At 72.6% G+C, this 22,211-nt stretch carries 26 protein-coding genes; 17 read left to right on the top strand and 9 right to left on the bottom strand.

From position 1 onward, the window contains the following. Positions 1-2 precede the first annotated feature (2 nt). Complete coding sequence (locus HC362_RS27155; protein WP_243086755.1) at positions 3-677, top strand: TetR/AcrR family transcriptional regulator; 675 nt, start codon at positions 3-5, stop codon at positions 675-677. A 142-nt stretch (positions 678-819) separates the two neighbouring features. Beyond that, entirely contained in the window at positions 820-1,788 is a 969-nt protein-coding gene (locus tag HC362_RS27160; RefSeq protein ID WP_243086756.1) for an NADPH:quinone oxidoreductase family protein, read from the top strand. Positions 1,789-1,792: 4 nt separating this feature from the next. Here HC362_RS27160 and HC362_RS27165 read toward each other — a convergent pair whose 3' ends face one another. Further along, complete coding sequence (locus HC362_RS27165) at positions 1,793-3,448, bottom strand: FAD-binding dehydrogenase (protein WP_243086757.1); 1,656 nt, start codon at positions 3,446-3,448, stop codon at positions 1,793-1,795. Positions 3,449-3,562: 114 nt separating this feature from the next. Between HC362_RS27165 and HC362_RS27170 the strand changes: the two genes are divergently transcribed. From HC362_RS27170 to HC362_RS27185, 4 genes are all read left to right on the top strand, one after another. Further along, positions 3,563-4,099 (top strand): NUDIX domain-containing protein, encoded by a 537-nt coding sequence (locus HC362_RS27170; protein WP_243086758.1) that lies wholly within the window; start codon positions 3,563-3,565, stop codon positions 4,097-4,099. Positions 4,100-4,163: 64 nt separating this feature from the next. Continuing rightward, positions 4,164-4,562: a DUF202 domain-containing protein gene (locus tag HC362_RS27175; protein ID WP_243086759.1), complete on the top strand. Its 399-nt coding sequence runs from the start codon at positions 4,164-4,166 to the stop codon at positions 4,560-4,562. Further along, positions 4,559-4,870 carry a DUF202 domain-containing protein gene (locus HC362_RS27180; RefSeq protein ID WP_243086760.1) on the top strand — a complete coding sequence of 104 codons (312 nt, stop codon included), beginning with the start codon at positions 4,559-4,561 and terminating at the stop codon, positions 4,868-4,870. The genes HC362_RS27175 and HC362_RS27180 overlap by 4 nt, the downstream gene beginning before the upstream one ends. A 38-nt stretch (positions 4,871-4,908) precedes the next feature. After that, a complete protein-coding gene (locus HC362_RS27185) occupies positions 4,909-5,394 on the top strand; it encodes a gluconokinase (RefSeq protein WP_243088840.1) in 486 nt (161 codons plus the stop codon). Positions 5,395-5,401: 7 nt separating this feature from the next. Here the strand turns inward: HC362_RS27185 and HC362_RS27190 are convergent, their stop codons facing one another. After that, positions 5,402-5,551: a hypothetical protein gene (locus HC362_RS27190; protein ID WP_243086761.1), complete on the bottom strand. Its 150-nt coding sequence runs from the start codon at positions 5,549-5,551 to the stop codon at positions 5,402-5,404. 188 nt (positions 5,552-5,739) lie between these two features. Here HC362_RS27190 and HC362_RS27195 point away from each other — a divergent pair, with 188 nt between their 5' ends. Beyond that, positions 5,740-6,762: a phosphotransferase family protein gene (locus HC362_RS27195; RefSeq protein ID WP_243086762.1), complete on the top strand. Its 1,023-nt coding sequence runs from the start codon at positions 5,740-5,742 to the stop codon at positions 6,760-6,762. 7 nt (positions 6,763-6,769) lie between these two features. Then, positions 6,770-8,005, top strand: a complete 1,236-nt coding sequence (locus tag HC362_RS27200) for an acyl-CoA dehydrogenase family protein (RefSeq protein WP_243086763.1) — start codon at positions 6,770-6,772, stop codon at positions 8,003-8,005. 109 nt (positions 8,006-8,114) lie between these two features. On the opposite strand, the gene HC362_RS27205 is transcribed toward HC362_RS27200, so the two are convergent. The 4 genes from HC362_RS27205 to HC362_RS27220 form a co-directional block, all read right to left on the bottom strand. After that, the gene (locus tag HC362_RS27205; protein ID WP_243086764.1) at positions 8,115-10,484 is read right to left on the bottom strand and encodes a glycosyl hydrolase family 65 protein; all 2,370 of its coding nucleotides are present in this window, start codon (positions 10,482-10,484) and stop codon (positions 8,115-8,117) included. Next, on the bottom strand, positions 10,481-11,302 hold the full coding sequence (locus HC362_RS27210; protein ID WP_243086765.1) for a beta-phosphoglucomutase family hydrolase: 822 nt from the start codon (positions 11,300-11,302) through the stop codon (positions 10,481-10,483). The genes HC362_RS27205 and HC362_RS27210 overlap by 4 nt, the downstream gene beginning before the upstream one ends. A gap of 117 nt (positions 11,303-11,419) precedes the next feature. After that, on the bottom strand, positions 11,420-13,057 hold the full coding sequence (locus HC362_RS27215; protein WP_243088841.1) for a GAF domain-containing sensor histidine kinase: 1,638 nt from the start codon (positions 13,055-13,057) through the stop codon (positions 11,420-11,422). 245 nt (positions 13,058-13,302) lie between these two features. After that, entirely contained in the window at positions 13,303-14,664 is a 1,362-nt protein-coding gene (locus HC362_RS27220; RefSeq protein ID WP_243086766.1) for an MFS transporter, read from the bottom strand. A gap of 101 nt (positions 14,665-14,765) precedes the next feature. On the opposite strand from HC362_RS27220, the gene HC362_RS27225 reads away from it, so the two are divergent. After that, entirely contained in the window at positions 14,766-15,470 is a 705-nt protein-coding gene (locus HC362_RS27225; RefSeq protein ID WP_243086767.1) for a response regulator transcription factor, read from the top strand. An 8-nt stretch (positions 15,471-15,478) separates the two neighbouring features. On the opposite strand, the gene HC362_RS27230 is transcribed toward HC362_RS27225, so the two are convergent. Next, the gene (locus HC362_RS27230; RefSeq protein ID WP_243086768.1) at positions 15,479-15,892 is read right to left on the bottom strand and encodes an RNA-binding S4 domain-containing protein; all 414 of its coding nucleotides are present in this window, start codon (positions 15,890-15,892) and stop codon (positions 15,479-15,481) included. Between the two features lie 104 nt (positions 15,893-15,996). Between HC362_RS27230 and HC362_RS27235 the strand changes: the two genes are divergently transcribed. Continuing rightward, the gene (locus HC362_RS27235) at positions 15,997-17,823 is read left to right on the top strand and encodes a PP2C family protein-serine/threonine phosphatase (protein WP_243086769.1); all 1,827 of its coding nucleotides are present in this window, start codon (positions 15,997-15,999) and stop codon (positions 17,821-17,823) included. Between the two features lie 64 nt (positions 17,824-17,887). Here the strand turns inward: HC362_RS27235 and HC362_RS27240 are convergent, their stop codons facing one another. Both HC362_RS27240 and HC362_RS27245 read right to left on the bottom strand, forming a co-directional pair. Then, positions 17,888-18,184, bottom strand: coding sequence for a gas vesicle protein (locus HC362_RS27240; RefSeq protein ID WP_243086770.1), 297 nt, complete (start codon positions 18,182-18,184; stop codon positions 17,888-17,890). 142 nt (positions 18,185-18,326) lie between these two features. Continuing rightward, positions 18,327-18,494 (bottom strand): hypothetical protein, encoded by a 168-nt coding sequence (locus HC362_RS27245; RefSeq protein ID WP_243086771.1) that lies wholly within the window; start codon positions 18,492-18,494, stop codon positions 18,327-18,329. A gap of 112 nt (positions 18,495-18,606) precedes the next feature. On the opposite strand from HC362_RS27245, the gene HC362_RS27250 reads away from it, so the two are divergent. The 7 genes from HC362_RS27250 (at position 18,607) to HC362_RS27280 (ending at position 22,171) form a co-directional block, all read left to right on the top strand. Then, the gene (locus HC362_RS27250) at positions 18,607-19,050 is read left to right on the top strand and encodes a hemerythrin domain-containing protein (RefSeq protein ID WP_243086772.1); all 444 of its coding nucleotides are present in this window, start codon (positions 18,607-18,609) and stop codon (positions 19,048-19,050) included. A gap of 171 nt (positions 19,051-19,221) precedes the next feature. Beyond that, the gene (locus tag HC362_RS27255) at positions 19,222-19,632 is read left to right on the top strand and encodes a gas vesicle structural protein GvpA (RefSeq protein WP_243086773.1); all 411 of its coding nucleotides are present in this window, start codon (positions 19,222-19,224) and stop codon (positions 19,630-19,632) included. Further along, positions 19,629-20,402 carry a GvpL/GvpF family gas vesicle protein gene (locus HC362_RS27260; protein ID WP_243086774.1) on the top strand — a complete coding sequence of 258 codons (774 nt, stop codon included), beginning with the start codon at positions 19,629-19,631 and terminating at the stop codon, positions 20,400-20,402. The genes HC362_RS27255 and HC362_RS27260 overlap by 4 nt, the downstream gene beginning before the upstream one ends. Before the next feature lie 27 nt (positions 20,403-20,429). After that, complete coding sequence (locus HC362_RS27265) at positions 20,430-20,666, top strand: gas vesicle protein GvpG (protein ID WP_243086775.1); 237 nt, start codon at positions 20,430-20,432, stop codon at positions 20,664-20,666. Next, positions 20,663-21,043, top strand: coding sequence for a hypothetical protein (locus HC362_RS27270; RefSeq protein ID WP_243086776.1), 381 nt, complete (start codon positions 20,663-20,665; stop codon positions 21,041-21,043). Before HC362_RS27265 ends, HC362_RS27270 begins: the two co-directional genes overlap by 4 nt. After that, positions 21,040-21,381 carry a gas vesicle protein gene (locus HC362_RS27275; RefSeq protein WP_243086777.1) on the top strand — a complete coding sequence of 114 codons (342 nt, stop codon included), beginning with the start codon at positions 21,040-21,042 and terminating at the stop codon, positions 21,379-21,381. Before HC362_RS27270 ends, HC362_RS27275 begins: the two co-directional genes overlap by 4 nt. Continuing rightward, positions 21,371-22,171, top strand: coding sequence for a GvpL/GvpF family gas vesicle protein (locus HC362_RS27280; RefSeq protein WP_243086778.1), 801 nt, complete (start codon positions 21,371-21,373; stop codon positions 22,169-22,171). The genes HC362_RS27275 and HC362_RS27280 overlap by 11 nt, the downstream gene beginning before the upstream one ends. Positions 22,172-22,211: the final 40 nt, after the last annotated feature.

Consider the following 22,211-nt stretch of genomic DNA (forward strand, 5'->3'; position numbering starts at 1 on the left):
CGATGAACGAGAGGCAGGTGGCGGCCATGGCGACCAGGGCCGGTACGGGACGTCAGGCGCGCGGGGGCGAGACGGGAGCTGCGGGCCCCGACTCCCGGGGCGGCACCCCGGCCCCCGTACCGCAGCGGCTGTTGGCGGCCGCCACCCGCCTCTTCGCCGAGCAGGGCTACGACCGCACCTCCGTACAGGAGATCGTGGAGGCCGCGGGCGTCACCAAGGGCGCCCTCTACCACTACTTCGGCTCCAAGGACGACCTGCTGCACGAGATCTACGGCCGCCTGCTGCGGCTCCAGCAGGAGCGCCTCGATCTGCTCGCCGAGCGCGAGGCACCCGTCGAGGAGCGGCTGCGGCTGGCCGCCGCCGATGTCGTCGTCACCACCATCGAGAACCTCGACGACGCCATGATCTTCTTCCGCTCCATGCACCAGCTCTCGCCCGAGAAGCAGAAGCAGGTGCGGGCGGAGCGGCGCCGCTACCACGAGCGGTTCCGTGCCCTGATCGAAGAGGGCCGGCGCTGCGGGGTGTTCAGCGACGCCACCCCCGCGGATCTGGTCGTGGACTACCACTTCGGTTCCGTGCACCACCTCGGCAGCTGGTACAGCGCCGACGGTCCGCTCACCCCGCAAGAGGTCGCCGACCACCTGGCCGATCTGCTGCTGCGGGCGCTCAGGCCGTGAGGCGGGGCGCGCGGCGCGGTGGAGGAGCGGGGGCGTAGCCCCCGCGTTCGATCCCGCCGCAACGGCGAGCAACCACGACGGTGAGGGTCCGGCGGCAACTACGACAAGCTCAACCACAACGTTCGGCAGAAAGGACACCCCCGTGAAGGGCTGGCGCGTTCACAGCAATGGCGAACCCCGCGATGTGATGCGGCTGGAGGAGATACCGGAGCCCGAGCCGGGGACCGGCCAGTTGCTGGTGCGAGTGCGGGCCGGCAACGTCAACTACCCCGACGCCCTGCTGTGCCGGGGCGAGTACCAGGTGCGTCCCCCGCTGCCGTTCACCCCCGGTGTGGAGCTGTGCGGCGAGATCGTCGAGGGGCCCAGGGCGGGGGAGCGGGTGCTGGGCCAGCCGGTGCTGCCCTGCGGTGCCTTCGGTGAACTGGCCGTCATCAGCGAGGAGAGCGCCCGGCCCGCGCCCGAGGCGCTGGACGACGCCGAGGCCGCCGCGCTGCACATCGGCTACCAGACCGGCTGGTTCGGCCTCCACCGGCGCGCCGGCCTCCAGAAGGGCGAGACCCTGCTGGTGCACGCCGCGGCAGGCGGCGTCGGCAGCGCCGCCGTCCAGCTCGGCAAGGCGGCGGGGGCCCGGGTGCTGGGCGTGGTGGGCGGCGCTGCGAAGGCCGAGGCGGCCCGCGAACTGGGCTGTGACGTCGTCATCGACCGGCGCAGCGACGATGTCGTCGCCGCCGTCAAGGAGGCCACCGGCGGCAAGGGTGCCGACGTGGTGTACGACCCGGTGGGCGGCGACGCCTACAAGGCGTCAGCCAAGTGTGTGGCCTTCGAGGGGCGCATCGTGGTCGTCGGCTTCGCCAGCGGCGCCGTGCCCACCCCCGGCCTCAACCACGCCCTGGTGAAGAACTACTCGATCCTCGGGCTGCACTGGGGTCTGTACGCGCAACGGGACCCCTCGGCGGTCGACCGCTGTCACGAGGAGCTCACCCGCCTCGCGGCGGAGGGCACCGTCAAGCCCCTGGTGAGCGAACGTGTGGCACTGGACGCCGCCGCCGACGCCGTCCAGCGGGTCTTCGACGGCGTGACCACGGGGCGCGTGGTGGTGACGGTCGGCTGACGCGTCAGCCGACAGCGCGGGCAGCGGCGCGGCCCGCTGTGCGGCCCGAGAAGAGGCAGCCGCCCAGGAAGGTGCCTTCCAGGGAGCGGTAGCCGTGGACACCGCCGCCACCGAAGCCGGCGGCCTCACCTGCCGCGTAGACGCCGGGCAGGGGTTCGCCGCCCTCGGTGAGCACCCGCGAGGACAGGTCCGTCTCCAGGCCGCCCAGCGTCTTGCGGGTGAGGATGTTGAGGCGGACGGCGATCAGTGGCCCGGCGGCGGGGTCGAGGAGGCGGTGCGGGGGTGCGACGCGGATGAGGCGGTCGCCGAGATAGCGGCGGGCGCCGTGGATCGCGGTGATCTGGAGGTCCTTGGTGAACGGGTTGCGGATCTCGCGGTCGCGCGCGGCAATCTCGCGGCGCAGCGCGTCGGCGTCGATCAGCTTGTCGCCGGTCAGCTCGTTCATACGGCGGGCCAGTGCGGCGACATCGTGCTCGATCACGAAGTCGGCGCCGTGGTCCATGAACGCCTGCACGGGCCCTGGCGCACCCTGGCGCGCCCGGCCGAGGACGTCGCGTACGGACCGCCCGGTCAGGTCGGGGTTCTGTTCGGAGCCGGAGAGGGTGAACTCCTTCTCGATGATCTTCCGGCTCAGTACGAACCAGGTGTGGCCGTAGCCGGTCCGCATGATGTGGTCGAGGGTGCCGAGGGTGTCGAAGCCGGGGAAGAGCGGTACCGGCAGCCGTCTTCCGGTGGCGTCCAGCCACAGCGAGGAGGGGCCGGGCAGGATGCGGATGCCGTGCCGGTCCCAGATGGGGTTCCAGTTCTCGATGCCCTCGGTGTAGTGCCACATCCGGTCGCGGTTGATGAGCCGTCCGCCCGCCTGTTCGGTGATGCCGAGCATCAGTCCGTCCACGTGCGCGGGGACGCCGGAGAGCAGCTTCTCGGGCGGAGTGCCCAGCCGGTCGGGCCAGTTGGCGCGTACCAGGCCGTGGTTGCCGCCGATGCCGCCGGAGGTGACGATCACGGCCTGGGCGCGCAGCTGGAAGCTTCCGGTCACCTCACGGCTGCTCGCGGTGCCGCGCCGCGCGTCGCTGGGCACCAGTACCTCGCCGGTCACGGTGTCGACCGCTCCGGCCGTACGGGACAGCCCGGTGACGCGGTGCCGGAAGCGCAGCTCGACCAGGCCCTTCGCCACGCCCGCGCGCACCCTGCGCTCGAACGGCTCGACGAGTCCAGGGCCGGTGCCCCAGGTGATGTGGAAACGGGGCACCGAGTTGCCGTGCCCGCCCGCGTCGTAGCCGCCGCGCTCGGCCCAGCCGACGACGGGGAAGAGCTTCAGCCCCTGGGAGCGCAGCCAGGACCGCTTCTCGCCGGCGGCGAAGTCCACGTACGCCTCGGCCCAGCGGCGCGGCCAGTGGTCCTCCGGGCGGTCGAAGCCGGCCGTGCCGAGCCAGTCCTGCCAGGCCAGCTCGCGGCTGTCCTTGATGCGCAGCCGGCGCTGTTCGGGGGAGTCGACGAAGAAGAGGCCGCCGAAGGACCAGTGGGCCTGGCCGCCGAGCGACTGCTCGGGCTCCTGGTCGAGGAGGACGACGCGCCGTCCGGCGTCGGCGAGTTCGGCCGTCGCGGCCAGACCCGCCAGCCCGGCTCCGACCACGATCACATCGGCGTCGTACGCCATGCTCCCACCTCTCCTACGGCTGCACCGGCTGGTGACCGGAGAGTAACCTTCCCGCGGACCGACGGGCACCCCTCCGGAGCGGTTCGCGCCCCGCCGCGCTGCTTGGATGGGCGTATGACGGAGCGACAGCGGATGCAGGGGCGGGCGGCGGACGAGCTGCTGGACATCGTGGACGAGCAGGACCGGGTCGTCGGGCAGCGGCCGCGCGGCGAGGTCTACGCGCAGCGGCTTCGGCACCGCAGCACTTCCATCCGGGTGCGGGACGCGGCGGGCCGGATCTTCGTACACCGCCGTACCCCGACCAAGCTGATCTTCCCGGGGATGTACGACGTGGTGGTGGGCGGTGTCCTGGGCGCGGGCGAGGACTACGACACGGCGGCGCTGCGGGAGGCCGAGGAGGAGCTGGGTGTCAGCGGGCTGCCGCAGCCCGAGCGGCGGCTGAAGTTCCTCTTCGAGACGCCGGAGTTCTCCTGGTTCCTCCAGGTGTACGAGGTGGTGTGCACGCTGCCCGTCCGGCCGCAGCCCGAGGAGGTCGAGTGGTGGGACTTCCTGCCCGAGGAGGCGCTGGAGCGGCGGCTGACCGGCTGGGAGGCCCGGGGGGAGGTCGTCCCGGACGGGCTGGAGTGCCACCGCCGGCTGACCGCGCGCTGACCCGCTCCCGGTGCGGCTGCGCCCCCTGGGGGAGGAGCCGCAGGTCACCGCGTACGGTTGAAGCATGCTTGACCGGATCCGGGTGACTGCCCGGCTGTGGCTCGCCCCCCAGCGGCTCAGGGAGGAGGGCTCCACGCCCGACTACCGCTTCTCGCTCGCCAACGAGCGCACCTTCCTCGCCTGGATCCGCACGGCCCTGGCCCTGGTCGCGGGCGGGATCGCCGTCGACCAGTTCCTGACGGACCTGCGCTGGGGGGTGCGGACGGGCGTCGCGATCGTGCTGCTGGCCGGTGCGGCGCTGTGCGCCTTCCGTGCCGTGAACCACTGGGTGCGGTGCGAGCGGGCCATGCGGCGCGGCGAGGACCTGCCGGCTTCGCGCTTCCCGGTGCTGCTGGCGAGCGGCACGGCGTTCGCGGCGCTGCTGATCATCGCCGTCGTGGTGCTCGGTCTGGCGGGCCGGTGACCGGGGAGCCGCCGCGTGATCCGGGCGCGCAGCCGGAGCGCACCTGGCTGGCCTGGCGGCGTACGACCCTGACCTGTGCGGTCTCCGTGGCGCTGGCGGCACGGGTGGCGGTCGCGCAGCCGTTCGGCCTCGCCGCGGGCGCCGCCTGCCTCGGTGCGCTGGCCTGGATCGGCCTGTTGGTGACAGCGCACCGGCGGATCCGCGGGCTCTCGCGGCCCAGGCCGGAGACGATGGGTGCGGCCGAGACCGTCGGAACGCTGGCCTGTGTGCTGGTGCTGATCGGCGTGGGAGGGATGATGGTGCTGTGAACGGCGCTGAGGGGGAGCAGGGGCCGCTCGTCGTGGTGATGGGGGTGTCCGGCTCGGGCAAGAGCACCGTCGGTGAGTGGCTGGCGCAGGTGCTGGAGCTGCCGTTCGCCGACGCGGACGACTTCCACCCCGAGCACAACATCCGGAAGATGTCGGCCGGCGTCCCGCTGGACGACGCGGACCGGGAGCCTTGGCTGGACGCGATGGCCGACTGGCTGGCCGACCGTACCGCCGGTGGCGCGGTACTGGTCTGCTCGGCGCTCAAGCGCCGGTACCGCGAGCGGCTGCGCCGGGCCTCGCCGCGGCTGTTCTTCGTCCACCTGGACGGCTCCTACGAGCTGATAGCGGCCCGGGTGGCCCGGCGCCGGGGCCACTTCATGCCGTCGAGCCTGCTGCGTTCGCAGTTCGAGGCCCTGGAGCCGCTGGGCCGGGACGAGCGGGGGGCCACGGTGTCCGTCGCCGGTACGCCGGACGAGACCCGCGCCGCGGTGCGCGGTGCGCTGGAGGACGCGGGGGAGCGCTGAGCGGACGTCAGGCGAGCGTGACGGCGGTCAGGATCAGCACTCCGACGGTGAGGACGATGATCAGGGCCAGACCTGAGGGGTTGCGGTGGTTGAGTACGTAGCCGTTCCTTGAGCGCTCGTCGCGTACGAACAGCGGCTCGTTGTCACCCATGGGCATGCCCCGAGGCTAGGGCGCGACCGGGGTGTGTGTCATGGGCCTACGGGCGGAAAGCGGTGCATCGCACACCGAGCCGGTCACATACGGGTCAAACAGGGCGTCCTGCGGTGTGGCGGGAACAAGGGGTGGACGCACATACCGACTAGTCGGCATGATCGGGTGCGACCGATGCTGAAGGAGCGCGCACGATGAGGGAAGAGAATCCGCCCGGGCTCGATCTGGCACGGCTGGCCGCGCATCTGGAGCGCGAACGTCCGGGGCTGGTGCAGGGGCCGCTGAGTGCCGAGGTCGTGCAGGGCGGCAGGTCGAATCTGACCTACCGGGTCACCGACGGAAGCGGCCGGTGGGTGGTGCGGCGGCCGCCGCTCGGGCACGTGCTGGCCACCGCGCACGACATGGGCCGGGAACACCGCGTCATCAGCGCGCTGAGCGAGACCCCCGTCCCGGTCCCGCGGACCGAACTGCTGTGCCAGGACCCGGAGGTGATCGGCGCGCCGTTCTATGTGATGGAGCACGTCGAGGGCACCCCGTACCGCACGGCCGAACAGCTCGCGCCGCTCGGCGCGGAGCGCACCCGCCAGGTCGTACTGGCGCTGCCCGAGACACTGGTGGCGCTGCACTCCGTCGACCCCGAAGCCGTCGGACTGGGCGACTTCGGCCGTCCCGAGGGCTTCCTGGAACGGCAGCTGCGGCGCTGGAACAAACAGCTGGAGGCGTCCCGCAGCCGCGACCTCGCCGGAATCGACGAGCTGCGCGCGGGGCTCGCCGAGACCCTGCCCGACTCGCCCCGGCCCACCGTCGTCCACGGTGACTTCCGCCTCGACAACGTGCTGGTCGGCGCCGACGACAAGGTGGCCGCGGTGCTGGACTGGGAGATGTCCACGCTCGGCGACCCGCTGACCGACCTCGGGCTGCTGGCGATGTACAGCGAGCGCCAGGAGGTGCCCGACTCGCCGGTCAGCACCACCAGCGGGGCCCCGGGCCACCCCTCGGCGGCAGAGCTGATCGAGAGGTACGCCGAGCTGTCCGGGCGCGATGTCTCCCGGGTCCACTGGTACACCGCGTTCGCCTACTTCAAGCTCGCCGTGATCCTCGAGGGCATCCACTACCGCTTCACGCTCGGCCAGACCGTCGGCGCGGGCTTCGACCGGATCGGCGAGCTGGTGCCGGTCTTCATCGACAACGGACTCACCACCTTGCGGAAGGGCTGAGCAGCACATGGACTTCGCATACGACGCGCGCACCGAGGAGCTCCGCGAGCGGCTGCTCGCCTTCATGGACGAGCACGTGTACCCGGCCGAGCAGGTCGCCGAGGAACAGCGTGCCGCGCAGGACTCCCCCTGGGCCACCGTGCCGGTCCAGGAGGAACTCAAGGCCACGGCGCGGAAGCTGGGCCTGTGGAACCTCTTCTTTGTGGACCAGCACAGCTTGCCCGATACGGAGTACGGTGCCGGGCTCAGCAACCTCCAGTACGCGCCGCTGGCGGAGATCACCGGGCGCAGCCCGCAGCTCGCGCCGACCGCCCTCAACTGCGCGGCCCCCGACACCGGGAACATGGAGCTGCTGGCCCAGTTCGGCTCCGCCGAGCAGAAGAAGCGGTGGCTGGAGCCGCTGCTCGCGGGTGAGATCCGCTCGGCGTTCGCGATGACGGAGCCACAGGTCGCCTCCTCGGACGCCACCAACATCGCCACCCGCATCCGACGCGAAGGCGACTTTTATGTCATCTCGGGCCGCAAGTGGTACATCTCCGGGGCCATGCACCCGGACTGCGAGATCTTCATCGTCATGGGCAAGACCGACCCGGACGGCGAGGACGTGCGCCGCCAGCAGTCCATGGTGCTCGTCCCGCGCGACACGCCAGGCGTCGAGGTGCGCCGTGCGATGTCCGTCTACGGCTACGAGGACCACTACCACGGCGGCCACGCGGAGGTGGTCTTCGATGACGTACGCGTACCCGTCGCCAACCTCGTCGGCGAGGAGGGCGGCGGCTTCGCCATCGCCCAGGCCCGGCTCGGCCCCGGTCGAATCCACCACTGCATGCGGCTGATCGGGATGGCCGAGCGGGCCATCGAGCTGATGTGCCGGCGCGCGGTGGACCGTACGGCATTCGGCAAGCCGCTGGCCCGGCAGGGCGTGGTGCACGAGTGGATCGCCGACGCGCGGGTGCAGGTGGAGCAGCTGCGGCTGCTGGTGCTGAAGACGGCGTGGCTGATGGACACCGTCGGCAACCGGGGGGCGCACACCGAGATCCAGGCCATCAAGATCGCCACCCCGCGAGCGGTGGTGCGCATCATTGATGATGCCATCCAGCTCCACGGCGCCGGCGGCGTCTCCCAGGACTTCCCCCTCGCGCACCTGTGGGCCTCAGCGCGGACGCTGCGCTTGGCTGACGGCCCCGATGAGGTCCACCAGCGCTCCCTCGCCCGCCGCGAATTGAAGCGGTACAGCGCGTAGGGCACCCCGCATGGGGGCTGCGCTTGCCCACCCTGCTCCCCCAGACTCCGTCCGGGAGGTACCCCCATGGCGCAGACTGCCCAAGCGCAGCACAGCTGGAACGGGGGCCCTACTCCGGGGCCCCCGCCCTCCCATGGCGCCGTGCCGGTTGGCGCCCCAATGGCGGCGTCGGCTCATCGCGCGGCGGCGGCCTCCGCACCCGGAAGGACTGCGACTCACCGGCCGCGACCGTGAACGGCTGCCCACAGTGGCACAGCTCGAGCGATTCGCCCTCCAGCAGCGTGTACGTCGCCTGCGTACCGCTGATCTCCACCCGTAGCCGCCGCCCCAGCACCTGTACCCGGAAGGCCAGCCGGGTGAGCTGGTCGGGCAGCAGCGGGGAGAAGTCGAGACCCCCGTGCCGCAGCCGCATCCCGCCGAACCCGGCGACCAGCGCGATCCACGCGCCGGCCAGCGAGGCGATGTGCAGCCCGTCACGCGTGTTGCTCTCCAGGTCCTCCAGGTCCATCAGCGCCGCCTCGCCCACATAGTCGTAGGCGAGCCGGAGATGGCCGACCTCGGCGGCCATCACGGCCTGGCAGCACGCCGAGAGGGAGGAGTCGCGGACGGTCATCTGCTCGTAGTAGGCGAAGTTGCGTGCCTTCTCGTCCGCGTCGAAGGCGTCTCCGCGCTTGTAGAGGGCGAGCACCAGGTCGGCCTGTTTGATGACCTGCTTGCGGTACAGGTCGAAGTAGGGGAAGTGCAGCATCAGCGGATAGTGGTCGGGCCGGGTGGAGGCGAAGTCCCACATCTGGTGCCCGGTGAAGCCGGCCGACTGCTCGTGCACCCCCAGTGTCTCGTTGACCGGTATGGCCACCGCTTCGGCCGCGTCCCGCCAGGCCGCGGCCTCCTCGTCGTCCACGCCCAGCGCGGCGGCCTGCTCGGGGTAGCGCTCCACCGCGTCGGCGGCGGCGCGCAGATTCTGCTGCGCCATCAGATTGGTGTAGAGGTTGTCGTCGGCGACGGCGCTGTACTCGTCGGGGCCTGTCACCCCGTCGAAGTGGAAGATGCCGTGGTGGTCGTGGTGGCCCAGCGAGTGCCACAGCCGGGCGGTCTCGACCAGGATCTCCACAGCCGTCTCGCGCTCGAACTCGGTATCGCCGGTGGCCTGCACATACCGGGTGACGGCGTCGGCGATGTCCGCGTTGACGTGGAAGGCTGCGGTGCCGGCCGGCCAGTAGGCGGAACACTCGCTTCCGTCGATCGTCCGCCAGGGGAAGGCCGCTCCGCGCAGGCCCAGCTGGCGTGCCCGGTCGCGCGCCGGGGGCAGTGTCTCCTGCCGCCAGCGCAGGGCCTCGGCCACCGAGTCCGGTGAGGTGTAGGTGAGCACCGGCAGGACGAACTGCTCGCTGTCCCAGAACGAGTGGCCGTCGTAGCCGGAGCCGGTGAGCCCTTTGGAGGGGATGGCGCGCTTCTCGGCGCGCGCGCCCGCCTGCAGGACGTGGAAGAGCGCGAAGCGTACCGCCTGCTGGATCTCCGCGTCGCCGTCCACCTCCACATCGGCGCGCGCCCAGAAGCTGTCCAGGTATTCCCGCTGCTGGTCGACCAGCCCCTGCCAGCCCTTGCTGCGGGCGCCGGCCAGGGCCGCGTCGACCTGGTCGCGTACGGCGGGCAGCGAGCGGACGCCGGACCAGCCGTAGGAGACCAGCTTCTCCACCCGCAGCGGTTCGCCGGGCCGCAGCTCGGAGGTGACGGTGAGCCGGGCGACGTTCTCCCCGCTTTCGCTCGAGGTGCTGGTCGACTCGGGGCCGTGCACGGTGTGGTCGGCCGCAGCGCCGACCCGCAGTCCGCTGCGGTCGGTACGGTGCACCAGGCGCAGCCGCATGTCGGAGGCGAAGTCCTCCTCCGGCAGCAGCACGTCCTCCAGCGCGGCGGCGACCCGCGGGTCCTCGCCGCTCTTCTTCGGCAGTTGTTCATTGGCGACCAGCTCGGACTGCACGACCACCCGCGCGTCGGTGTCCAGGGGCTCCACCTCGAAGGCGACGGCGGCGATGGCGCGCTGGCTGAAGGAGACCAGCCGGGTGGAGGTCACCCGTACGGTGCAGCCGGCCGGTGAGCTCCACTCGCAGACCCGGCGCAGCAGCCCGGTGCGCAGATCCAGTACGCGCTCGTGGAAGCGGAGTTTGCCGTAGCGGACGTCGAACGGCTCGTCGTCCACGAGCAGACGCATGATCTTGCCGTTGGTGACGTTGATGACGGTCTGTCCGGACTCCGGATAGCCGTAGCCGGCTTCCGCGTACGGCAGGGGGCGCAGCTCGTGCACCCCGTTGAGGTAGGTGCCCGGCAGGCCGTGCGGCTCTCCTTCGTCGAGGTTGCCGCGCCAGCCGATGTGGCCGTTGGAGAGGGCGAAGACGGACTCGCTCTGCGGCAGCACATCGAGGTTGAGTGTGCTCTCGCGCAGCGACCAGGGCTGGACGGCGTAGGACGAGTGGCTGATCACGGGCGCTCCTCCTGTCCCGGCACCTGCTGTGTCTGCCGGACCTGCTGTGTCTGCCGCGCCTGCCGGGTCTGCTGCGCGGCGCCGTCTTCGAGCAGTTCTCGCAGGTCCTGGACGACCGTGTCGGCGCCGTGTGCGCGCAGCGCGTCGGCCTGTCCGGTTCGGTCGACGCCGACGACGTACCCGAAGTGGCCGGAGCGTCCGGCGTCCATTCCGGCCAGCGCGTCCTCGAAGACCGCCGACTCGCCCGCCTCGACGCCCAGTTCCCGCGCGGCGGCGAGGAAGGTGTCGGGACGCGGCTTGCCGGGCAGGCCGCGCTCCCTGGCCACGATGCCGTCGATCCGCACGTCGAACCGGTCCTCGATGCCGACCGAGGCGAGGATGTCGCGGCAGTTGGCGCTGGAGGAGACCACGGCCGTGTACAGCCCGGCCTCCCGTACCGCGCGCAGATAGCGCAGTGAGCCGTCGTACGCCTCGACGCCGTCCTTGCGGATCTTCTCCAGCAGCAGCTCGTTCTTCCGGTTGCCCAGCCCGTTGACGGTCTCCGCGCCGGGCGGGTCGTCGGGGGTGCCCTCGGGCAGCCGGATGTCGCGCGCGGCGAGGAAGGTGCGGACCCCGTCGGCACGCGGTCGCCCGTCCACGTACGCGTCGTACTCCGCCACCGGGTCGAACGGGCGGAAGCCGGGTCCGTCCCTGCCGCGCAGATAGGCGTCGAACATCTCCTTCCAGGCGGCGGCGTGGACGACGGCCGTCCTGGTGAGGACGCCGTCGAGATCGAACAGACATGCGCGGATGCTGTCCGGCAGACCGAGGTTCGTCATGCGTGCCGGGTCCCCCGGCCGCCCACTCGCCATGCCTGCCCCCGCGTTTTGCCGCCCGGCTGGGCGTCTGTCCGGTGAGGGGGTGCCCACGCCTGTCGTGCGAAGGCGCCGACTCGGCTACCCCTGGCGCAGCGGCACCTCCCACACGATGTGGGTGCCGTCACCCCGGCCCGGCACCGACGACAGCGTCAGCGTGCCGCCGAGCAGCTCGGCACGCGACCGCATGTTGGCGAGCCCTCCCCCGTGCCGTCCGGCCCGGCGTTGCGCCGTGTCGCCGAGCCCCACGCCGTCGTCGGTGACGGTCAGGGCGATCGTCTTGCCGACGTGCAGCGCCACATCCGCCCGGTGGGCGCGCGCGTGCCGCACGATGTTGCTCAGCGCCTCGGCCAGCACGGCGCTCACCTCTTCGGCCGCCTCGGCCGGTACGTCCGTGTCGACCGGCCCCTCCATCCGCAGCGAGGGCAGGAAGCCGAGCCGGTCGGCCGCGTCGCTGACGGCCTTCGCCAGGGTTCTGCGCAGGCTGGGGCCGGACTGCGCGCCCTTCCCCGAGGTGCGCAGGGCGAAAATGGTGGAGCGGATGATCTTGATGGTCTCGTCCAGGTCGTCCACGGCGCGGTTCACCCGCTCCGCAGCCTCCGGCCGGTCGATGAGCCGCCCCGCGCTCTGCAGCGTCATCCCGGTGGCGAACAGCCGCTGGATGGCCAGGTCGTGCAGGTCGCGGGCGATCCGGTCGCGCTCGTGCAACAGTGCCAGCTGCTCGGACTCGGCGCGGTGCTGGGCCATCTCCAGCGCGAGGGCAGCCTGCGCGGCGAAGTCCTTCAGCAGCCGCACCTCGGTTTCGTCGAACGGCGGACGTCCCTTGAGCCGGCTCAGCCGCAGCGCGCCGGGCGCGTCCTGCTGCGCCAGCAGCGGTACGGCGACGACGGGGCCGTGCTCCACCTCCCCGTCCGGGAACGCGTGGGTACGCGGGTCGCTGGAGATGTCCGCCGTCACGGCCGACTCGCCGGTACGGGCCGCGAGCCCGGAGAGCGTGTCGTCGTAGGGCACGACCACGCCCGTCTGCTCCTCGGCCAGGTTGCCGACCGCCACCACGACCCGCAGCGCCTCGGCGCCGCCCTCGGTGTCCGGCAGCATCACGCACGAGGTGTCGGACTGCGCGACCTCCAGGGCCCGCTGCGCGATCAGCCGCAGCACCTCGTTGGACGTCGCGCCGCTCAGCAGCAGTCGGGTGATCTCGCCCAGCGCCTCCAGCCACTGTTCGCGGCGCCGGCTCTCCGCGTACAGCCGGGCGTTGTCGACGGCGACGCCCGCGGCGACGGCCAGGGTGGTGACGACGGCCTCGTCGTCGGCGTCGAAGTGCGCGCCCCCGCGCTTCTGGGTCAGATACAGGTTGCCGAAGACCTCGTCGCGCACCCGTACGGGCACGCCCAGGAACGTGCGCATCCGCGGATGGTGTTCGGGGAAGCCCTGGCTGGCCGGATGTTCGCTCAGATCGGTGAGCCGTAACGGCCGCGGGTCGCGGATCAGTTCACCGAGCACGCCGTGTCCCGAGGGCAGCGGTCCGATGCGAGCGGCCTGCTCGGGCGAGATGCCCACGGGCAGGAACGTGGACAGCCGCTGCCCCTCCCCGATGACGCCCAGCGCCCCGTACTCCGCGTTGGTCAGCGCCAGCGCCGCCTCCACGATGCGGCGCAGCACCTGGTCCAGATCCAGCTCCCGCCCGACGCTGAGCACCGCCTCCAGGAGGCTGTGCATCCGGTCCTGGGTGAGGCGCGCGGCATCCAGCCGGGTCTGGAGTTCGTCCAGCAGTTCGTCCAGCCGGAAGTGCGGCAGTTCCTCGCGGCTCTCGGCCTCGGCCCGGCCCTCGTCGCCGTCCCGGTCCTCGTCCCGGTCCTCTCGCTGGTCCGGATGCCGCTGCCCCGCTCTGGCAGCCTCTGCCATGCGCACCTCCGCAGGCCGTACTTCACCCGGGCCCCCGCACGAACCCCGGAACCGGCAGTCTACGGCCGAACAGGCGACAAATCTCCGGTCGTTTCCGTCTCGACCTCGGCGCTTTCGGACTCGGTTTCGATGCTCGTACTGCCGTTCCCGGTCCGGCTGTTCCCGCTCCGGCGGAAGGAGGGCCGCGGCCGGTCCATCTCACGCCACTCCGGTCGCAATCCGGTCAGGTTCGTGGTGAGGAAGTACCCCGCGCCGCACGCCAGCAGCACCGGCGCCAACCCGAAGGAGGCGACCGCCGCACCGGCCAGGAGGCCGCCGAGGGGGATACCGGCCCACGCCAGCGAGTCCCCCAGCGCGTTGACCCGGCCCCGCAACTCGCCGGGCACCCGCTCGAAGTTGAGCGCCCCCAGTATCGGGTTGAGGAAGCCGGCCCCGAAGCCGCCGAGCGCGAAGACCCCGAGCACCGCCCACAGCGGCACGTCCACGGCCAGGACCAGGAACCGGGGCGCGCCCGCCAGCAGGAACCCGGCGAAGAAGACGGGACGGCGGCGCATCCGGTGCCCGATCGCGGCGGCCACCAGACTGCCCGCGACCGCCGCGATCCCCAGCGCGCTGTTGGCCAGCCCGATCGCAGCCGGGCCGTTCCCCGACTCCCGGGCCCACACGGGCAGCAGCAGCGTGGCGAACGCGGCGTCCAGCAGATTGGTGACCCCGACCATCGCGATCACCGTCAGCAGCAGCGGGTCACCGCGCAGGAAGCGGAATCCCGCGGCCAGCCGCCGCCAGTAGCCGGCCGGTTCAGCGGCCGCGGTGCCGGGACTGCCGTCCTCCGGGCCGCTGGTCCTGCGGCGCGGAGCCAGCACGACGATGACGGCAGAACCCGACGCGAAACAGCAGGCGATGGCGAACAGCGCGGCCTGCGCGCCGAGCAGGGCCACCACGGCACCGCCGGCCGCCGGGCCCACCGTGGAGGCGAGCCGTTCGGTCACCCCGGCCAGCCCCGCCGCCCGCTCCAGCGGCACCCGGGCGCGCTCCGCGGCTTCCGGGACCATGATCTCTTTCGACAGGTCGCCGGGCCCGCGGGCCGCTCCGATCACGGCGACGAGGAGCAGCAGCAGCCAGAAGGAGAGCACGTCCACCAGGTGCAGCAGCCCCACGGCGGCCACCGCCGCCGCGCTGACCACATCGGTGAGCCAGGAGACCCTACGCGGCCCCGCCCGGTCCACCAGCGGCCCGGTGAAGGCCTTGACCAGTACGTACGGGGTCATCTCGCACAGGGCCACCAGCCCCGTCCGCGCGGTGCTGCCGGTGGTGACGAGGACGAACCAGGGGAGAGCGACGGCCGAGATCCGGGTGCCGGTCAACGACACGGCCATCGCCGCCAGCACGCCCGCCAGCGGCCGTCGGCTCCGCTCGGTCATACCGGAACCCTAGACCGCCCCCTTTGAGCGGGACCGAACGGCCCCTACTCTTCCGGCCACCGGTGGCGCAGGCTGGAAGCCGCCCGTCCCGAGGAGGTCCAGTGCCGGGTTCCGACAGCCCGGGCGGCGAGTCCGTCCATCCCCCAGCCCCTGTCCGGGTCTTCCTGCTCGACGATCACGAGGTGGTGCGCCGAGGGCTGCGCGATCTGCTGGAGGCGGAGCCGGATCTGGAGGTCGTCGGCGAGGCGGGCGGCGCCGAGGAGGCGCTGGCCCGGGTCCCGGCGGTGCGCCCCGACGTCGCCGTGCTCGACGTCAGGCTGGGCGGCGCCGAGCCGGAGGGTGACCACGCGGGCATCGAGGTCTGCCGCGAACTGCGGGCCGGGATGCCCGACCTGGTCTGCCTGATCCTGACGTCCTTCGACGACGACGAGGCGATGGTGGACGCGGTCATGGCAGGGGCCGCCGGCTATGTGCTCAAGCAGATCAGGGGCGCCGACCTGGTCAGCGCCATCCGGACGGTCGCGGCCGGGGTCCCGCTGCTCGACCCGGAGACGCGGGCGCGGGTCATGGCGCGGGTGCGGGCCCGCGAGAACCGGGCGGCCCCGCCGGAGCTCGCCCGGCTCACGCCGCGCGAGCGGGAGGTGCTCGCGCTGATCGGGGAGGGGCTGACCAACCGGCAGATCGGCGAGCGGCTGTTCCTCGCGGAGAAGACGGTGAAGAACCGGATCTCCGCCATCCTCGCCAAGCTGGGTGTGGGCCGCCGCGTCCAGGCCGCCGTCATCGCGGAGCGCCTGCGCGAGTCCTGAGCGCCCCGTCAGGAGAGCGGGGGCTGTGCTGATGCGCGGCTCCGCTGATTCGCCCCGCGGAGCCGGTCCAACTCGCGCCGGTCACGCTTCGTGGGGCGCCCGGCCCCCCGCTCGCGGCGGGCCACGACGGGGACCTCCACCGGTGACGGCGGCGGCGGACTGTTGTCCTGGTAGCACTCGACGGCGACCGGGGCACCCACCCGCTTCTTGATCAGCCGCTTGACGATCACGATGCGCTCCCGCCCCGCCTGGCGCACCCGTACCTCGTCGCCCACCCGGAGGGCGTGTGCGGCCTTCACCCGCTCGCCATTGACCTTGACGTGTCCACCGCGGGCCGCGGTCGCCGCCTGGGAGCGCGTCTTCGCCAGCCGTACGGACCAGATCCAGCTGTCGACCCGTACCGACCCCTCGTCTGCCGTCATGGTCCCGACTTTAGGCGAGCGGGGCTGCGAAGTGTGCCCCGCTCGGTCTCCCCGGCGGCCCGTCACCCGGCGGAGAATCGCCGCAAGGGCGACAATGGTGATATATGAACGCTTCATCTGTGGAGCGCGACCCCGCAGCCGCCGCGGCAGTTCCGGAGCGGGCGCTCCAGGAGCTGAACCAGGTGGCGATGCGCACGGAGGCGCGTGCCCGGCACCGGGCCCGCGTCCGGATCGCCGAGGCGAACCCCGCACACCCCGCACGCACCGGCCCCTGCTCGGCCCGGTCGGGCCGGCCGACGACCGGGCCGTTCGCCTACGACGGCGCGGAGACCGCACCGCCCAGCGACGTGGCGGTACTGCCCGGACTGCCGTCCTGGATGCCGGCCGTGCTGGGCGTGCTGCGGGGCAGCTCGACGCTGCTGCGCCCCGAGTACGCCCCGGACGGCACGGTCTGCGACTTCATCGTCGTCGGCGCCAACCACTTCGAGCTGAGCGGCATCGAACGCGGCTCCTACGATTTCCTCGGCAAACGGCTGTCCGAGACCAGACCGGGCGTCCGTACCAGCGGGATGTACGACGTCTACCGAGCGGCCCTGACCAGCGGCGGCCCGGTCTCCGGCGACACCATCGACTACGTCGACATCATCGACGGCGTCCTCCAGCGTGCCCGGCTGCGCGGCACCGTGACCCTGCTGCCGGACGAGGGACTGCTGCTGACGAACTGGGAGCCGATCGGCGAGGCCAGGCTCAGCCGCCGTATCCAGGAGCGGGGCCGCCTCGGATGGGTGGAGTGGGACCTGGTCACCGGCCGGGCCCGCTGGTCACAGGGGATGCGCGAGCTGCTGGGCCTCGCCGCGCCGCCGCCGGAGGGGCACTCGGCGGGGCGGAGCCACGAGCTGGAGGGTGCCGCCCGCTCGGTGACCTCGGCCAAGGAGGTCGCCGCCGACCTGTTCACCGTGGGGCGGATGGTCGACGTGGCGGACCTGCCCGCGTTCGTCGACGACATGCGCACGCTGCTGGCCGGCGGCGAGGTCCCAGACCGGGAGCTGACCGTGCACGTGGGGGAGGCCACGCGTCGCGTGCGCTGGTTCGGTCATGCCCAGCCGGAAGGCGCCGAGGTGCCCGAGTCCCTGCTGTTCGCCGCGCGGAACGTCAGCGGCCAGGAGGAGCAGCTGCGCCGGGCGCTGAGCGAGACAGAGCGGCTGCGCGAGGAGGCGGCTGTCGATCACCGCGTCTCCGAGACGTTCCGCAAGGCGCTCACCCCGCCACTGGGCGTGCTCACCCCGCAGTGGCTGTCGGTCAGCGCCGCCTATGTGCCGTCCGACTCCGGGGTCGGCGGCGACTGGTACAAGTGCCGGGAGCTGCCCGACGGCCGGGTGCTGCTGGCCGTCGGTGACGCCTCGGGACACGGCGTGGACGCGGCGCACCGTGCTGTGCAGCAGCGCTCCGCGCTGGCCGGGCTCGCCTACACGGACGAGGACGCGGCCGAGCTGACCATGGCGCTGGGGGAGGTCGTCTACTACGGCGGACTGGACACCACAGCGACCTGCGTGGTGGGGCATCTGCACCCCGCCTCCCGCCTGTTCCGCTGGGCGAGCGCCGGGCACCCCGCGCCGGTCCTGGTACGGGACGGCGTACCACGGCTGCTGGAGGCTGAGCACGGCCTGATGCTGGGCGTCACACCCCACACGGCGTACCCCATCAACGAAACCCAGTTGCGCGCCGGTGACCTGCTGCTCTGCTACACGGACGGCGTCATCGAACGCCGCGGCATGGACCTGGACGAGGGGGTCGAGGCGCTGCTGGCGGCGGCAGGGGAGTGCGCGGCGCGCGGCAGGTCGGCCAAAGCGGCCACGGACTGCCTGGTCGCCAGCCTGCTGAGCGACGAGGCGGAGGACGACGCGACCGTCCTCGCCCTGTATCTGTCCTGAAGTCCTGAAGTCCGTTTCCCGGCCTGTCCGTTGCCCGGCCTGTCCGTTGCCCGGGCCCGGCACCTCAGCGCGGGTCCGCCTTGCCGCGTTCGTAGCGGCGGAGCCTGCGGTAGCCGGTCAGCTCGCCGTCCGGGTCCAGCGACATCTCGTACGAGCCGAGCATGCTGACGCTGTCCGGGATCCGGCGCAGCTCGACGACTTCGACGTGCAGCGTCCAGCTTCCGTCCTCGCCTCTGGTCACGGACGAGACCGACTCCGACTCCAGTCCGGTCAGCTCCTCGATGGCCTCCCGCGCGGAGCGCAGGACCTGTGCGGTGCCAGGGGCCTTGGGCTCGACGGCGGGCGTCTTGTCGTCACTCACGCGCGATCCTCCTCCTCGTCCTTCCCGGTCCTTCCCCGTCCTTCCGGTGGGAGGCCGGGTGCCCGCTGCACGCCGAGTGAACCGGCCGGAGCCGGGTACCGGGAAGAGGCGGAAGAGCGGCCCGCTCCCTCGCCCCGCGGAATCAGTCCTCGCCGCGGAAGATGTGGGACTCGGGGTCCCGGTCCCCGGACGTGGCGTGCGGCCCGTAGCCCATGGGGCCGTCGGGGCGGCGTACTGTCCGTGAGACGTTCACCGTCGTGCCGGGTTCGCGGGTCGTCTCGTCACGGGTGGTCGACTGGTCCTGCTGCACGTGAGATCACCTCCGTTGTCGGCTCACGCTGGCGGGTCCCCAGCCTCCCGGGGGCGAAACGGCGACCGGGAGGTAACGGTCGCCGTGGCCGGAAGCGGACCAAGGAGGGGCGATGGCGCACCATCCGGACCTGCTCGAACTGCTCACGGACGAGCGCGCGGAGGCCGAGCGCCTCGTCGCCGCCTACGAGGCGACCCGCGACCCGCAGCGCCGCGCCGCCCTCGCCGCGGAACTGGCCACCGGTCTGGAGCGGCACGCCCTCGCCGAGGGGCACGCGCTGCACCCCGCCGTCCGCCGGGTGCTGCCCGACGGCGACCGGCTCGTCACCGCGGCCCGGCGGCGCTGGGAGGAGACGGCGGCGACCGTGCGGGAGCTGCGGGCCGTCGAGCCGGACTCGGCCGCCGCGCGGCAGCGGATGAGCGCCCTGCTCGACCAGGTGCGCGAGCACGCCGCACGTGAGGAGGCCGAGGTCTTCGCGCCGCTGCGGGCACAGCTCGGGCGCCGGGAACTGCGCGCACTGGGCGCCGAGGCGGCCCGCTGGCTGACGGACGGCTGACCGGCGGGGACGGGCGAAGGTCCGGCGAGGGACGGGCGGGGGGACGGGCGGCTCCGGGCCGCAGCGGGTTTGGTCCGGGGCGCGGAGGCTACCCGTCCCGGGCCGCACGGGAGTTGTCCCGTGAAGCCAAGCCACAAGCGGCGCCAGAAGAAGCGAAGGAGGCTATGCCTCATGACTGTCGCTCCGGCACAGCAACAAGGCGGCGGAACCGGCAATCTCTACGACGTACTGGAACTCGTCCTCGACCGCGGTCTGGTCATCGACGCGTTCGTGCGAGTGTCCCTCGTCGGCATCGAGATCCTCAAGATCGATGTCCGGGTCGTCGTCGCGAGCGTCGACACCTACCTGAAGTTCGCCGAGGCGTGCAACCGCCTCGACCTGGAGTCGGGCCGCAACAAGAGCCCCGGCCTGCCCGACGTGGTGGGCCAGGTCACCGAGTCCGGCGCCCAGGGAAAGGCCAAGGGTGCGCTCAGCGGCGCGGCGCAGACCGTGTCCGACGCGTTCCAGCAGGCGCGTGACGAGTCCCAGGAGAGCGGCACGCGCAGGCGCACCGCCACCCGCAAGAAGGAGGAGCGGGAGTGAGCACCTACGTCTACGGCATCACCCGGACCCCGGCACCACCCCTGCCCGACGGGCTGACCGGTGTGGGCGATCCGCCACGCCCGGTGCGGGTGCTCCAGCGGGACGGCCTGGTGGCGGTGGTCAGCGACGCCCCGGCCGACCTGCGGCCCAAGCGCCGTGAACTGCTCGCACACCAGCAGGTTCTCGCGCAGGTGAACGCCGAGCGGGTGGTGCTTCCGATGCGCTTCGGCAGCGTCTCGGACGACGACAGCACGGTCGGCGAGGTGCTGGTGGAGCGCGCCGAGCACTTCCTGGAACGCCTCGACACGCTCGAGGGCAAGGTCGAGTACAACATCAAGGCCAGCCACGACCAGGAGGCCGTGCTGCACATCGTGATGGCCGAGCAGCCGGAGCTGCGCGCCGAGAGCGAGGCCAACCGTGCTGCGGGCGGCGGGAGTTACGAGCAGAAGCTGGCGCTGGGCGAGAAGGTGGCCCGTGCCGTCCAGGCCCGCGAGCCCGTGGACGCGGCCCTGCTGCGCCGCGCGCTGGAGCCGCTGGCCGCCGAGGTGAGCGAGGGCCCGCAGAGCGCGGGCTGGCTGACGAACCTCTCCGTCCTGGTGGAACGGGAGGCGGCCGACGAGCTGCTCGCCGCGGTCGAGGAGCTGGGCACCTCGGCACCGCAGCTGGAACTGAAGGTGAACGGGCCGCTGCCGCCCTACAGCTTCGTGGAGAAGACCGACGCTTCGGCCGACGCGGCCGCGGGTGCACGCACCGCACCGGCGGCCGGCTGACGGGGCGGCAGCGGCCGGGAGGTCCGTATGGGGCTGATCAGCGAACTGCTGCTACTGCCCGCGGCCCCGCTGCGCGGCACCGCCTGGGTGCTGCGCCAGGTGCAGGCCGAGGCGGAGCGCCAGTACCGCGACCCCGCCACCGTCCAGCGCGAGCTCGCGGAGGCGGAGCGGCAGTTGCTCGCCGGCGAGATCGACGAAGACGAGTTCGACCGCCGCGAGGACGAGCTCCTCGCGCGGCTGGAGAACAGGAACCCGTGGACATGAACGACAGACTGACGACGGCGCTCGCCGTCGCGGGAGGATACGTCCTGGGCCGGACGGGCGGTGGCCGGGCGGGAAGGGCACCGTTCGCCTTCGGGGTCGCCGCCACGCTGGTGCTCGCCGCCGCCCGCCCCGAGAGCACCCAGCGGCTGCTCGTGGCGCTGGGCCGCACACTGGGCCGGGCCGCCGGCAAGGTCGAAGCGCTGACCGGCCGCGCGCCGCACGAGACGCCCGGCGAGCAGCGTGAGTCCGGAGCTTCCGATGAGGCCGACGAGACCGACGAGGCCGACGAGGCCGATGACGCCGACGAGGCGGGCAGCGGCGCCGGCGTGGCGGACGATGCCGACGGGCCGTACGCGGCGGCGGGTGAGCGCTCATGACGATGCCCGGCAGGCTGCCCGAGCGCTATGAGGGCGGCAGCAGCGCGAACCTCGCCGACATCCTGGAGCGCGTCCTGGACAAGGGCGTGGTGATCGCGGGTGACATCCGGATCAACCTGCTCGACATCGAACTGCTGACCATCAAGCTGCGGCTGATCGTCGCGTCCGTCGACAAAGCCAAGGAGATGGGCATCGACTGGTGGGAGACCGACCCCGCGCTCAGCTCCCACGCCCGGCGGGGGCAACTGGCCGAGGAGAACGAACAGTTGCGCCGCCGTGTCGCAGAACTGGAGCAGCGCGAGCCGGAACGCCTGGAGGGAGAGCGCCATGAACGGTGAGCTGCGGTACGTCTACGCGGTGACCGCGCCCCTCCGGGCGCCCCTGCCCGACGGCGTACGGGGCGTGAGCGGCTCCGTCCCGTACGCCGTCCACCACGCGGGACTGCAGGCCGTCGTCAGCCGGGTCCCCGAGGCGGACTTCGGCGAGGAGTCGCTCCGCGCCCATCTGGAGGACCTGGCGTGGTTGGAGGAGACGGCCAGGGCCCACCAGGCGGTGGTGGACGCGCTCACCGCACTCACCTGCCCCCTGCCGCTGCGCCTGGCCACCGTCTACCGGGACGAGGAGGGCGTGCGGCGCGCGCTGGAGGACGGCCGTCAGGACTTCAGGGCGACGCTCGACCGGCTGGACGGCCGCGTCGAGTGGGGCGTGAAGGTCTACGCGCGCCCGGCCCCCGAACCGGCCGCAGCGGCGGGGTCGGCGCCGGCCAGCGGGCGGGAGTTCCTGCGCCGGCGCAGGCAGGAGGTCACCTCGCGGGAGAACGCGCTGGCCGAGGCCGAGGAGCTCGGCCGTACGCTGCACGCGGCGCTCACGGCCCAGGCCGAGGACGTGCGGGTGTACCCCGCGCAGAACCCGCAGCTCTCGCGGGTGCCCGGGCAGAATCTGCTGAACGCCGCCTATCTGGTGCCCCGCGAGCGGTCCGAGGAGTTCGTCGCCCGCGTGGAGCGGCTGGGCGCGCACGACCCCACGGTGCGGGTCGAGCTGACCGGCCCGTGGGCGCCGTACTCGTTCGCGGCGGCGGACACGCCGGACCGGCGCCGGGAGGGTGTCCATGACAGCGCCGTCTCCTGAGCCGTACGAGCCGTACGCGACGTACGAGCCCGCCGCGCCG

It is taken from the genome of Streptomyces sp. 891-h, assembly GCF_022760275.1.
GTDB lineage: Bacteria > Actinomycetota > Actinomycetes > Streptomycetales > Streptomycetaceae > Streptomyces > Streptomyces spirodelae.